We start from the raw sequence: 12,691 nt of genomic DNA on the forward strand, positions 1-12,691 counted from the left end.
GGTGCCCTGGGAAACCGTTCCTTCCCATGGGCCACGGTCGATGGGGAGCACCAGCAACCCAGGGCACCCTGGGAAAGCGACCCCCGGGCGTCAGCGGGCCCGGCGGGCCAGCCTCTCGATGTCCATGAGCACGACCGACCGCGGCTCGAGCCGGAGCCACCCGCGGGAGGCGAAGTCGGCGAGCGCCTTGTTCACCGTCTCGCGTGACGCCCCGACGAGCTGGGCGAGCTCCTCCTGGGTGAGGTCGTGGTGGACGTGCACGCCGTCGTCGGCGGTGCGGCCGAACCGGTCGGCGAGGTCGAGCAGCGCCTTGGCGACACGGCCCGGGACGTCGGAGAAGACCAGGTCGGCGACGACGTCGTTGGCGCGGCGGAGCCGCGAGGCGAGCTGGGACAGCAGCCCGTTGGCGACGCCCGGGCGGCCCTCGAGCCACTTGAGCAGGTCGTCGTGGGAGAGGGAGAAGAAGGAGGTGTCGGTGACCGCGGTGACCGTCGCCGAGCGCGGGCCGGGGTCGAACAGGGAGAGCTCGCCGAACATCTGGCCCGGCCCGAGGATCGCGAGCAGGTTCTCGCGGCCGTCGGCGGAGGTGCGGCCGAGCTTCACCTTGCCGTCGGCGACGATGTACAGCTTGTCGCCCGAGTCGCCCTCGTGGAACAGCACCTCGCCGCGACGCAGCTTGACGGTGCTCATCGACGAGCGGAGCGCAGCAGCGGCCTCGTCGTCGAGCGCGCTGAAGAGCGGTGCTTGGCGCAGCACGTCGGTGTCCACGAAACCTCCTCGTCGTGCAGCCCGGTCGGCCCGGTGGGCTGCTGGGTACCCCTCCGATCTCCCCGACGGAGGTGTGTCGAGTGACATATTGCCCCATGCAGGTGAGCCCGAGACAATCGCCCGTCGTTTTGAGCGTCCCGCGAGGCCGCCGCAAGGTCGCACGCGCGCCTGGGCCGGTCAGCCGCGCCGGGCTGTCGGCGGCCCCTCGTACCCTGGCTGCGTGCCCGCCACCACCGCTTCCGAGCCGCCCGAGCCGCCCGAGCCGGCCGCGCTGCCCGACCGCCGCAGCCTGGTCCGCCGGGCCCGCAAGATCGACCGGGTGCTGGCGGAGACCTACCCCGACGCGCGCACCGAGCTCGACTTCCGCACGCCGTTCGAGCTGCTCGTCGCCACCGTCCTGAGCGCCCAGACCACCGACAAGCGGGTCAATACCGTCACCCCCGAGCTGTTCCGGCGCTACCCCGACGCCCAGGCGCTCGCGTCGGCCGACCGGGAGGACGTCGAGCGGATCGTCCAGCCGACCGGGTTCTTCCGCGCCAAGACAGAGTCGATCCTCAAGCTCAGCCAGGCCCTCGTCGAGAGGTACGACGGCGAGGTCCCCGGCAAGCTCGAGGAGCTCGTCACCCTCCCCGGTGTCGGCCGCAAGACCGCCAACGTCGTGCTCGGCGACGCCTTCGGGATCCCCGGCATCACCGTCGACACCCACTTCGGCCGGCTCGCGCGACGGTTCGGCTGGACGACCGACAAGGACCCGGTCAAGGTCGAGCACGAGGTCGGCGCCTTGTTCCCGCGCAAGGACTGGACGCGGCTCAGCCACCACCTGATCTGGCACGGCCGGCGGGTCTGCCACGCCCGCAACCCCGCCTGCGGTGCCTGCACGGTCGCGCGCTGGTGCCCGTCGTACGGCGAGGGCCCGACCGACCCGGAGAAGGCGGCGAAGCTGGTCCGCACCGAGGGCCGCGCATGAGGCTGGCCGCCCTGCTGTGCGCCGCGGTCGTGCTGCTGACCGGATGCAGCGGCGGCCCGTCGATCACCGCCCCCGACCCGTCGACCGACGTCGCCGTCGACACCCCCGAGCTCCGGTCGATCCGCGAGAAGGCCGGCATCGAGGAGTGCCCGCGGCTCGGCGACGGCCCCGGCACCCCCGCGCTGCCCGACGTCACGCTGCCCTGCCTCGGCGGGGGCCCCGACGTGCAGCTGCAGCGGCTCGAGGGGCCCGCGGTCGTCGCGGTCTGGGCCCAGTGGTGCATGCCGTGCCGCAAGGAGCTGCCGTGGTACCAGCGGCTCCACGAGGGCGCCGGCGACCGGCTGACCGTCCTCGGGCTCGACTGGCAGGACCTGCAGCCGAAGGGGGCGCTGGAGCTCGCCGCTGCGCTCGGCGTGACCTTCCCGTCGGTGGCCGACGTGGACGCCGAGCTCGACGACGGGGCCCGCGGGCTGCCGTTGGTCTACTTCGTCTCCGGCGACGGCGTGGTCACGACGAAGCGGGGGCAGCTCGACGGCTACGACGACCTCGCCGACCTGGTGGCGCAGCACACCGGGGTCATGGTGCGTGCCGGATAGGCTGCCCTGCGTGCCCGCCGCCTCCGACCCGCCCCACCAGGACGCGGACCCGGCACTCCCGGCCTGGCTCGAGCCGCTGCGCGAAGGTGCGCGCACCATCGCCGCGGAGGACCTGACCGCGTTCGTCCCGCCCACCGAGCCGCGGCCGCGCGAGGGCGCCGTGCTGGTGCTCTTCGGCGACGGACCCGAGGGTCCCGACGTGCTGCTGACCGAGCGCGCCCACACGATGCGCTCCCAGCCCGGCCAGGTCTCCTTCCCGGGCGGCTCCCTCGACCCCGGCGAGACCGCGGTCGAGGGCGCGCTGCGCGAGGCGCACGAGGAGACCGGGCTCGACCCCGACGGCGTCGACGTCTTCGCGGTGCTGCCGCGGCTCTGGCTGCCGCCCCGCAACTTCGCCGTCGCGCCGGTGCTCGGCTACTGGCACCACCCGAGCCCGATCGCGGTCACCAACCCGCGGGAGGTGCACGCGGTCTTCCGCGTCCCGATCGAGGAGCTGCTCGACCCGGCGAACCGGTTCACCGTCCGCCATCCCCTCGGGTGGAACGGCCCGGGCTGGATGATCGGCCCCGACCGCGACGTCCTCCTGTGGGGGTTCACCGCGGGCGTCATCAACGCGCTCTTCGACTACGTCGGGTGGACCCGCCCGTGGGACCGCTCGGTCGAGCGCCCGCTCCCCGAGCAGCACATCGACTGGAACCGGGTCGCCAGGCAGCTCGGCATCGAGGTGCCGGCCGGCGAGCAGTTCGACCCGGTCGCCGCCGGGCTGATCCCCGACCCCTACGACGCCGACGAGCCGCCCTCCGGGACGGTCGACGTCGACCGCGAGCACAAGCCATGAACGGGCTCGACGTCATCCTCCTGGTGCTGCTCCTGGCGTACGCCGTCTCCGGCTACTGGCAGGGGTTCATCACCGGCGCCTTCGCGACCGGCGGGCTGCTGATCGGCGGGCTCCTCGGCATCTGGCTCTCGCCGCAGCTGCTCGGGGACGTCGAGCCCTCGGTCTGGGTCTCGCTCGGCGCGCTCTTCATCGTGCTCGTCGGGGCGTCGCTCGGCCAGGCGCTGCTGCAGCTGGTCGGCGCCCGGATCCGCGACCGCATCACCTGGCAGCCGGTCCGAGCGGTCGACGCCGTCGGGGGCGCCGCGCTCAGCGTCGTCGCGGTGCTGGTGGTGGCCTGGGCGCTCGGCGTCGCGGTGAGCGGTGCCCGGCTGCCCTGGGTCTCCGACCAGGTGCGCGACTCGCAGGTGCTGCGCCAGGTCAACGACGTGATGCCGGCCCGTGCGGTGCAGGCGCTCGACTCGTTCAACCGGGTCGTCGGGTCGTCGTTCTTCCCGCGCTACCTCGAGCCGTTCGCGCCCGAGCGGATCGTCCAGGTCGGGCCGCCGCCCCGCGGCATCGCGACCGACCCTCAGGTGCGCGCCGCGGCCGCGAGCGTGCTCAAGATCCACGGCGAGAACAATTGCGACCAGGGGGTCGAGGGCACCGGCTTCCTCTACCAGCCCGACCGGATCATGACGAACGCCCACGTCGTCGCCGGGGTCGACCGGCCGCGGGTGCTCACCGAGGACGGCGAGGCCGAGGCGACCGTCGTCTACTACAACCCCGACATCGACGTGGCGGTGCTCGCCGTCGAGGACCTGGGGCTGCCCCACCTCTCCTTCGACCTCGGCGGGGAGGCGCCCGACCCGGGCGCGGTGCTCGGCTACCCCGAGGACGGCCCGTACGACGTGCAGGGCGCCCGGATCCGCGCCGAGCAGCGGCTCCGCAGCCCCGACATCTACGGCAACGGGACGGTCGTCCGCGAGGTGTTCTCCGTCCGCTCGACGATCCGGCCGGGGAACTCCGGCGGGCCGCTGGTGTCGCCGGAGGGGCGGGTGCTCGGCGTGGTGTTCGCCGCGTCGGTGAAGGACCGGTCGACCGGCTACGTCCTGACCGCGGAGCAGGTCGCCGGGGCGGCGGCCCAGGGGCGCGAGAACGACTCGGCGGTCGACACGCTCACCTGCACCTGAGGCTCACCGGTTGGTGAGCGCCCGCTTGGTCTCCTGCGCCTGGTGGATCGCCCGCTCGGGTGCGCGGACCTTGCGCACCGAGCGGTAGCCGACGAACCCCAGCACCCCGGCGAGCAGCGCGTAGAGCGCGAACACGATCAGGAAGCACCAGGCGAGGTGCATCCCGGTCATGTGCAGGAAGTAGGCGATCGCGACCGACAGCATGATCACGCCGAGCACCAGCACGAATCCGGCGGCGGCGAAGAGCCCGATGCCGAGCCCGCCGGCCTTGACGCTGACCTTGACCTCGGACTTGGCCAGCGCGATCTCGTGGCGGATCAGCGTCGAGACGTCGCGGCTCGCCGAGGCGACGAGCTGGCCGATCGAGGGCTCCTCCTCCGGTCCCTGCGGCCGCGCCGCGGCCGTGGCCCCGGTGCGCGTCACGGATGAGGCGGTGCTGGTCCGGTCGCTCATGGGGTGAGCCTAGGGGACGTCAGCCGCGGCGGAACAACCTGTGCTCGGCGAGCCCGCGGGCATGGGTACGCCGGTGCAGCACCGCGGAGGCGAGCAGGGCGGCGACCACCGACGCCCCGAGGACCGCGGTCTTGGCGTGCTCGGCCTCCACCCCGTCGTACGACAGGTCGGCGACGAGCAGCGCGACGGTGAACCCGACACCGGCCAGCACCGCGACCCCGACGACGTCGCGCCAGTAGAGGTCGGGGTTGAGCTCGGCGCGGGTCAGCTTGGTGACGCCCCAGGCGCCGAGCATGACGCCGATCGGCTTGCCCAGCACGAGCCCGGCGGCCACGCCGATCACGACCGGGTCGGTGAACAGGTCGGAGCCCAGCTCGACGGCGACGCCCGCCGACATCAGGGCGAAGAACGGGACCGCGACGCCGGCGGACAGCGGGGTGAGCGTGTGCTCGAGCCGCTCGGCCGGGCTCTTCCCCTCGCCCGGGTCGGGCTTGACGCGGGTGAGCAGCCCCATGGCGACGCCGGCGATCGTCGCGTGGATGCCGCTGTCGTGGGTGAACCACCAGATCGCGATCGACAGCGGGACGTACCAGAGCCACGACTCGCCGCGGTACTTCTGCAGCAGCGCGAAGACCACCAGCAGCCCCAGCGCGACCAGCAGCGCGTCGAGGTGGAGCTCGGAGGTGTAGAAGGCCGCGATGATCACGATCACGACGAGGTCGTCGACGACGGCGAGGGTGAGCAGGAACGCGCGGAGGGAGCTGGGCAGCCGGCTGCCGACGACGGCGAGCACGGCGAGCGCGAAGGCGATGTCGGTCGCCGCCGGGATCGCCCAGCCGTGCAGCTTGCCGTCCTCGGCGACCGAGTTGACGGTGACGAAGATGATCGCCGGCACCGCGACGCCGGCGCACGCGGCGACGATCGGGACGAGCGCGTCGGCCGGCCGGCTCAGCGAGCCGACGACGAACTCGCGCTTGAGCTCGAGCCCGGCGACGTAGAAGAAGAGCGTGAGCGCTCCGTCAGCCGCCCAGTGCTCGACGTCGAGGGGGCCGATCTCGAGGTGGCGCAGCGACTCGTAGGCGTCACCCCAGGGCGAGTTGGCCCAGACCACCGCGACGACGGCGGCCACGAGGACGACGGCACCTCCGACGGTCTCCTGGCGGAGCAGCCTCCCGAGGAAGCTCTCCTCGTCGGAGGTGGAGGTGGGCAGGAACAGCCGCTTGTCGCTCACAGGCGCCTTCCGGTGGCGGTAGGGGTCAGCTCACGCCGACCAGACTTCCCGGCACACCGTCGGCCACCCTATCCACCCGGTGCTGCCCCCTGGGACGTGCGTGTGTGGTCGAGCCGCCCTTCGTGGCGCGCCACGAAGGGCGGCTCAACAGCAGCAGCCGCGCCACGAAGGGCGGCTCGACGGGGCTCAGCCCTCGTCGCCGGAGGAGGAGCCGGAGTCGATCCCCTTCGAGATCAGGTCCATCACCGTCGAGTCGGCCAGCGTCGTGACGTCGCCGACCTCGCGGTGCTCGGCCACGTCGCGGAGCAGGCGGCGCATGATCTTGCCGGAGCGGGTCTTCGGCAGCTCCGGTACGACCATGATCTGCCGCGGCTTCGCGATCGCGCCGATCTCCTTCTGCACGTGCTTGCGCAGCTCCTGGATCAGCGAGTCCGGGGCCTCCTCGCCCGACTCCAGCGCCGACTCGCGCAGGATCACGAAGGCGCAGACGGCCTGGCCGGTCGTCTCGTCCTTGGCCCCCACGACCGCCGCCTCGGCGACCTTCGGGTGCGAGACGAGCGCCGACTCGATCTCGGTCGTGGACAACCGGTGGCCGGAGACGTTCATGACGTCGTCGACGCGGCCGAGCAGCCAGATGTCGCCGTCGTCGTCGAGCTTCGCGCCGTCACCGGCGAAGTACACGTCCTTGAACCGCGACCAGTAGGTGTCCTTGAACCGCTGGTCGTCGCCCCACAGCGTGCGCAGCATCGCCGGCCAGGGCTCGGTGAGCACCAGGTAGCCGCCACCGCCGTTGCCGACCGGCTGGCCCTCGTCGTTGACGACCTCGGCCGAGATGCCGGGCAGCGGGGTCATCGCCGAGCCGGGCTTGCCCGCAGTCACGCCGGGCAGCGGGCTGATCATGATCTGGCCGGTCTCGGTCTGCCACCAGGTGTCGACCACCGGGCAGCGGCCGCCGCCGATGGTCTCGCGGTACCAGACGTAGGCCTCCGGGTTGATCGGCTCGCCCACCGAGCCGAGGATCCGCAGCTTCGACAGATCGAACTTCTGGGGGATCTCCGCGCCCTGCTTCATGAAGGTCCGGATCGCGGTGGGCGCGGTGTAGAAGATCGTGACGCCGTACTTCTCGCAGATCTCCCACCAGCGCCCCTTGTGCGGGGTGTCCGGGGTGCCCTCGTAGATCACCTGCGTCGCGCCGTTCGCGAGCGGGCCGTAGACCATGTAGGAGTGGCCGGTCACCCAGCCGACGTCGGCGGTGCACCAGTAGACGTCGGTCTCCGGCTTGAGGTCGAAGACCGCCCAGTGGGTGTACGACGTGCCGACGAGGTAGCCGCCGGTGGTGTGCAGGATCCCCTTCGGCTTGCCGGTCGTGCCGGAGGTGTACATGACGTAGAGCGGGTGCTCGGAATCGAACGCCTCGGGGGCGTGCTCGGACGAGGCGCCGTCGACGACGTCGTGCCACCAGACGTCGCGCCCCTCGGTCCACCCGACCTCCTCGCCCGTGCGCCGGACGACGAGCACCTTCTCGACGCTGAGCTCACCACTGGCCCCGACCTTCTCGCACGCCTCGTCGACCGCGGGCTTGAGCGAGGAGGCCGCGCCCCGGCGGTAGCCGCCGTCGGCGGTGATGACGACCTTGGCGCCGCAGTCGGTGACCCGGCTGGCCAGCGCGTCCGCGGAGAACCCGCCGAAGACCACGGTGTGCGGGGCGCCGAGCCGCGCGCACGCGAGCATCGCGATGACGACCTCGGGGACCATCGGCATGTAGATCGCGACGCGGTCGCCGGTCTTGACCCCGAGCTCGGTGAGCGCGTTGGCGGCCTTGCACACCTCGGTCTGCAGCTGGGCGTAGGTCAGGTCGCGGGTGTCGTCGTCGGGCTCGCCCACCCAGTGCAGCGCCACGCGGTCGCCGTTGCCGGCCTCGACGTGCCGGTCGACGCAGTTGTACGCCGCGTTGAGCCGGCCCCCGACGTACCACTTGGCGAACGGCGGGTCCGACCAGTCGAGGACCTCGTCGAACGGCTGCTCCCAGTGGAGCCGCTCCGCCTGCTTCGCCCAGAACGCGAGCCGGTCCGCGGCCGCCTCCTCGTAGACCTCCGCCTTCACGTTCGCCGACGCCGCGAGCTCGGCGGGTGGCTCGAAGCGGCGCTCCTCGTGGAGCAGGTTGGCCAGCGACTCCTGGTTCGTCGACTCCGACACGTACGCCTCCGTCTTCTCAGTGATCTGGGTCTCGCCCCCTGAGGGTCAGCCTAGGGATGTGGGGGTGAGGTGGGACACAGGGATGGGACCCGGCTCGGTCGCACAGGGCCGCGCGGCCACCGGGCTGGCAGGTCCGGTGGCCGCGCGGTGGTCCGTCAGTGCGAGACCGCGCCCTCGGCCCCCGCCCCGGTGAGCGAGCGGACCTCCAGCTCGTCGTACAGCTCCTCCGACTCCGGCTCCCGCGAGGTCACCGTGCCCAGCCAGCCGAAGAAGAAGCCGAGCGGGATGGAGACCAGCCCGGGGTTCTCCAGCGGGAACCAGCTGAAGTCGATGCCCTCGCCGAAGAGCGACAGGCTCGCCCCGGTCGCCGGGTCGACCTTGCCGGAGACCACCGGCGAGAAGAAGACCAGGACGACGCTGGAGAGCAGGCCGCCGTAGATCGACCAGGTGGCGCCGCGGGTGTTGTACCGCCGCCAGAAGAGGTTGTAGATCAGCGACGGCAGGTTCGCGGACGCGGCCACGGCGAAGGCCAGCGCCACCAGGAACGCGATGTTGAGCTTCTGCGCCGGGATCGCCAGGGCGATCGCGATGCCACCGATGACGAACGCCGCGATCTTGGCGACCCGGACCTCCTCCTTCTCCGTCGCGGTGCCGCGCTTGAAGACGCTCGCGTAGAGGTCGTGGGCCACGCTGGAGGCACTGGTCAGCGTGAGCCCGGCGACGACGGCGAGGATGGTCGCGAACGCGACCGCCGAGATCAGCGCCAGCAGGACGGCGCCGCCGGTCGACCCCTCGCCGCCGCCGACCGCCTCGGCCAGGAGCGGGGAGGCCAGGTTGCCGCCGGATCCTGCGACCTCGTTGCCCTCGCTGGTGGTGTCGAGCATCGCGGCCGCACCGAAGCCGAGCGCCAGCGTCATCAGGTAGAACGCGCCGATCAGGCTGATCGCCCAGAACACCGACTTCCGGGCGTCCTTCGCGGTCGGCACGGTGTAGAAGCGGATCAGGATGTGCGGCAGCCCCGCGGTGCCGAGGACCAGCGCCAGCCCGAGGCTGATGAAGTCGATCTGCGCGGTCAGCGTGGCGCCGTACCGCAGGCCGGGCTCGAGGAACGCCTCGCCCTTGCCGGTGTTCTCGGCCGCCGCCCCCAGCAGCTCGGAGAGGTTGAAGCCGAACTCGGCCAGCACCAGGACCGTGATCAACAGCGTGCCGACCATGAGCAGCACCGCCTTGACGATCTGCACCCAGGTCGTGCCCTTCATCCCGCCGACGGTGACGTAGAAGACCATCAGCAGCCCGACGCCGACGATCACCATGTTCTTCAGCCAGCCGTCGTCGACGCCGAGCAGCAGCGCGACGAGGGAGCCCGCGCCGACCATCTGCGCGAGCAGGTAGAAGATCGAGACGACCACGGTGGAGGTGGCCGCCGCGGTGCGGACCGGGCGCTGCCGCATCCGGTAGGCGAGCTGGTCGGCCATCGTGTAGCGGCCGGAGTTCCTCAGCAGCTCGGCGACGAGCAGCAGCGCGACGAGCCACGCGACGAGGAAGCCGATCGAGTAGAGGAACCCGTCGTAGCCGTAGAGCGCGATCGCACCCGAGATGCCGAGGAACGACGCGGCGGACATGTAGTCGCCGCTGATCGCGAGGCCGTTCTGGAAGCCGCTGAACGAGCGGCCGCCGGCGTAGTAGTTGGCGGTGCCCGCGGTCTGCCGGCTGGCCCAGATCGTGATGCCGACGGTGAGGGCGACGACGACGAGGAAGAGGACGGTGGTGAGGGTCTGGCTGCTCATCGGCGCGCTCCGTGGGAGCTCGAGCCGCCGACGGCCGAGCTGTCGTAGTCGGCCCGGAGCTTGTCGGCGAGCGGGTCGAGCGACTTGTTCGCGTGGGTGGCGTAGAGCCGGGCGATGAGGAAGGTCGAGGCGAACTGCAGCAGTCCGAAGACGAGCGCCACGTTGATGTTGCCGAACAGCTTGGTGCCCATGAAGTCGCCGGCCCAGTTCGACATGACGACGTAGAGCAGGTACCAGCTCAGGAACGCGATGGTCCACGGGATCGCGAACCCGCGGTAGCGGCGGCGTAGGTCGTGGAACTCGGCAGTGGCGTGGAGGCGTTGGTACACCTCGTGCTTGGCCGCCTGGTCGGTCGTCTCGGACACGTCGTACCCCTCAGGTCGAGGCCGCACGGCGGAGCCCGGGGGTGCGCGCGGCCGGTCGTGTGATCGCCGTCACCGTAGGGACGCCGGCGTACGGCGGGGGAGGGGTGCGGGGCTCTGCCGCGGCAGGCGGAACGGCGGCGTCGGTGGACGGTCGGTCAGCCACGACGAGCGGTCTTCGTCACAGTTGGTTGCCCTATGCATGTAATCGACGCATAGTTGTCGCATGCATCAAAGTGCCCTGCTCGTCGCCGAGGTCGCCGACGAGACCGCCCCCCAGCAGGTGCTGCGCTCGCTGATGAGCGTCCAGGGGTGGTTCCGCGAGACCACCCGCCAGGTGGCCCCCCACCACTCCGGCCCCGTGCTCGGGCTCCTCGTCCTGCTCGACCGCTGCGGCCCGCTCCGCGCCCGGGAGCTCGCCGAGATCTCCCGCGTCGACCCGTCGGTGATCAGCCGGCAGGTCGCGCAGCTCGTGGACGGCGGGCTCGTCGAGCGCGCCGCCGACCCGCACGACGGCCGCGCCCAGCTGCTCAGCCTGAGCGCGGAGGGCGCCACTCTCCTCGCCGCGACCCGCCAGGCGATGCTCGCCGTCGTCGAGTCGAGGCTCTCCGACTGGGACCCCGACGAGCTGCGCGCGTTCGCCGACCAGCTCGTGCGGCTGATCACCGACCTCTCGACCTAGCCCCGCGTCCGCACCTCCACCGCTGGGTACCACCGGCTGCCCACCCCTCACCGAAGGACACCATGACCACCCCCTCCGCGCCCGCCGTCGCCCCTGAGGCCGCGGCCGCCCCGATGACGCACCGCGAGGTGCTCGAGGCGCTGTCCGGGCTGCTCCTCGCCCTCTTCGTCGCGATGATCTCCTCGACGGTCGTGTCGAACGCCCTCCCGCGCATCGTCGCGGACCTCGAGGGCAACCAGTCCGGTTACACCTGGGTGGTCGTCGCCACCCTGCTCACCACCACGGCCTCCACCCCGATCTGGGGCAAGCTCGCCGACCTGTTCAGCAAGAAGGTGCTGGTCCAGGCGGCCCTCGTGATCTTCGCCGTCGGCTCCCTGCTCGCGGGGCTCTCGCACAGCATGTCGTTCCTGATCGGCGCCCGCGCCGTCCAGGGCATCGGCGTCGGCGGCCTCACCGCGCTCGTCCAGGTCGTGATCGCCACGATGGTGTCGCCGCGCGAGCGGGGTCGCTACTCCGGCTACATCGGCGCCACCTTCGCGGTCGCCACGGTGAGCGGCCCGCTGGTCGGCGGGCTCATCGTCGACACCCCCTGGCTGGGCTGGGACTGGTGCTTCTTCCTCGGCATCCCGGTCGCGGCGCTCGCCTTCCTGGTCCTGCAGAAGACCCTGCAGCTGCCCGTCGTACGCCGTGAGGTGTCGATCGACTACTGGGGGGCGGCGCTCATCACCGGTGGCACCTCGGTGCTCCTCGTCTGGGTCTCGCTCGCCGGCACGGAGTTCGACTGGGTCTCCTGGACCACCGCGGTCATGGTCGGCGCGGGCGCTCTGACGCTGGCGGCGGCCGTCGCCGTCGAGCTCAAGGTCGCCGAGCCGATCATCCCGATGCAGCTCTTCCGGGACCGCACCACCAGCCTGGCCACCTTCGCCTCCGCGATGATCGGTGTGGCGATGTTCGGCTCGACCGTCTTCCTGTCGCAGTACTTCCAGGTCGCCAAGGGGATGAGCCCCACGCACGCCGGGCTGATGTCGATCCCGATGGTCGGCGCGCTGATGCTGTCCAGCGTCGCCACCGGCCGACGGATCAGCACCACCGGGGTGTGGAAGCGCTGGCTGGTCGGCGGGATGATCCTGGTCGTCACCGGCATGGCGCTGCTCAGCACGATCGACGACGCCACGTCGCTCTGGGTGGTCGGGGTCTTCATGGCGGTGCTCGGCCTCGGCATGGGCGCGGCGATGCAGAACCTCGTCCTGGCCGTGCAGAACAACACCGCGCAGCGCGACATGGGCGCCGCCAGCTCGCTGGTCGCCTTCTTCCGGACCATGGGCGGCTCGATCGGCGTCTCGGCGCTCGGCGCCGCCCTCGGCCACCGGGCCTCCGACGTCTCCGCGGCGGGGATGGCGAAGCTCGGCATCGAGACCAGCAGCGACGGCGGCAACATCTCGATCCCCGACATGGCGTCGCTGCCGGCGCCGGTGCGCGATGTCGTCGAGCACGCGTTCGGCGACGCGACCGGCCACATCTTCCTGATCGCCGCACCGGTGGCCTTCCTGGCGTTCCTCGCGGTGCTGCTGATCAAGGAGGTGCCGCTGCGCCAGACCATCGAGCGGGCCGACGAGCTGGAGGGGACGCCGGCCGCCTGAGG

At 71.8% G+C, this 12,691-nt stretch carries 12 protein-coding genes; 6 read left to right on the forward strand and 6 right to left on the reverse strand.

The window, feature by feature from the left end; translation table 11 throughout:
• Positions 1 to 90: 90 nt before the first annotated feature.
• Positions 91 to 768 carry a Crp/Fnr family transcriptional regulator gene (locus FIP57_RS12190; RefSeq protein WP_148573742.1) on the reverse strand — a complete coding sequence of 226 codons (678 nt, stop codon included), beginning with the start codon at positions 766 to 768 and terminating at the stop codon, positions 91 to 93.
• 271 nt (positions 769 to 1,039) lie between these two features.
• Here FIP57_RS12190 and nth point away from each other — a divergent pair, with 271 nt between their 5' ends.
• From nth to FIP57_RS12210, 4 genes are read left to right on the forward strand one after another with little or no spacing between them, the layout of a single operon-like run.
• A complete protein-coding gene (gene nth, locus FIP57_RS12195; RefSeq protein ID WP_338039921.1) occupies positions 1,040 to 1,735 on the forward strand; it encodes an endonuclease III in 696 nt (231 codons plus the stop codon).
• Positions 1,732 to 2,331 (forward strand): TlpA disulfide reductase family protein, encoded by a 600-nt coding sequence (locus FIP57_RS12200; RefSeq protein WP_148573744.1) that lies wholly within the window; start codon positions 1,732 to 1,734, stop codon positions 2,329 to 2,331. Before nth ends, FIP57_RS12200 begins: the two co-directional genes overlap by 4 nt.
• Before the next feature lie 10 nt (positions 2,332 to 2,341).
• On the forward strand, positions 2,342 to 3,169 hold the full coding sequence (locus FIP57_RS12205) for an NUDIX hydrolase (RefSeq protein WP_203231191.1): 828 nt from the start codon (positions 2,342 to 2,344) through the stop codon (positions 3,167 to 3,169).
• Positions 3,166 to 4,338, forward strand: coding sequence for a MarP family serine protease (locus FIP57_RS12210; RefSeq protein ID WP_148573745.1), 1,173 nt, complete (start codon positions 3,166 to 3,168; stop codon positions 4,336 to 4,338). Before FIP57_RS12205 ends, FIP57_RS12210 begins: the two co-directional genes overlap by 4 nt.
• 3 nt (positions 4,339 to 4,341) lie before the next feature.
• Here the strand turns inward: FIP57_RS12210 and FIP57_RS12215 are convergent, their stop codons facing one another.
• The 5 genes from FIP57_RS12215 to FIP57_RS12235 all read right to left on the reverse strand — a co-directional run bounded on the left by FIP57_RS12215 (position 4,342) and on the right by FIP57_RS12235 (position 10,370).
• Positions 4,342 to 4,791: a phage holin family protein gene (locus FIP57_RS12215; RefSeq protein WP_148573746.1), complete on the reverse strand. Its 450-nt coding sequence runs from the start codon at positions 4,789 to 4,791 to the stop codon at positions 4,342 to 4,344.
• A gap of 19 nt (positions 4,792 to 4,810) precedes the next feature.
• Positions 4,811 to 6,022 carry a Na+/H+ antiporter NhaA gene (gene nhaA / locus FIP57_RS12220; protein ID WP_148573747.1) on the reverse strand — a complete coding sequence of 404 codons (1,212 nt, stop codon included), beginning with the start codon at positions 6,020 to 6,022 and terminating at the stop codon, positions 4,811 to 4,813.
• A 186-nt stretch (positions 6,023 to 6,208) separates the two neighbouring features.
• Positions 6,209 to 8,218: an acetate--CoA ligase gene (gene acs, locus FIP57_RS12225; protein ID WP_148573748.1), complete on the reverse strand. Its 2,010-nt coding sequence runs from the start codon at positions 8,216 to 8,218 to the stop codon at positions 6,209 to 6,211.
• 155 nt (positions 8,219 to 8,373) lie between these two features.
• Positions 8,374 to 10,005 (reverse strand): solute symporter family protein, encoded by a 1,632-nt coding sequence (locus FIP57_RS12230; RefSeq protein ID WP_148573749.1) that lies wholly within the window; start codon positions 10,003 to 10,005, stop codon positions 8,374 to 8,376.
• Positions 10,002 to 10,370 (reverse strand): DUF485 domain-containing protein, encoded by a 369-nt coding sequence (locus FIP57_RS12235; protein WP_238993421.1) that lies wholly within the window; start codon positions 10,368 to 10,370, stop codon positions 10,002 to 10,004. Before FIP57_RS12235 ends, FIP57_RS12230 begins: the two co-directional genes overlap by 4 nt.
• Before the next feature lie 223 nt (positions 10,371 to 10,593).
• On the opposite strand from FIP57_RS12235, the gene FIP57_RS12240 reads away from it, so the two are divergent.
• Together FIP57_RS12240 and FIP57_RS12245 are read left to right on the forward strand one after the other, a co-directional pair.
• Entirely contained in the window at positions 10,594 to 11,049 is a 456-nt protein-coding gene (locus FIP57_RS12240; RefSeq protein ID WP_148573751.1) for a MarR family winged helix-turn-helix transcriptional regulator, read from the forward strand.
• A 62-nt stretch (positions 11,050 to 11,111) separates the two neighbouring features.
• Positions 11,112 to 12,689, forward strand: coding sequence for an MDR family MFS transporter (locus tag FIP57_RS12245; RefSeq protein ID WP_238993422.1), 1,578 nt, complete (start codon positions 11,112 to 11,114; stop codon positions 12,687 to 12,689).
• Positions 12,690 to 12,691: the final 2 nt, after the last annotated feature.

This window comes from Nocardioides caldifontis (genome assembly GCF_008087345.1).
In the GTDB taxonomy this organism is placed as follows: domain Bacteria; phylum Actinomycetota; class Actinomycetes; order Propionibacteriales; family Nocardioidaceae; genus Marmoricola_A; species Marmoricola_A caldifontis.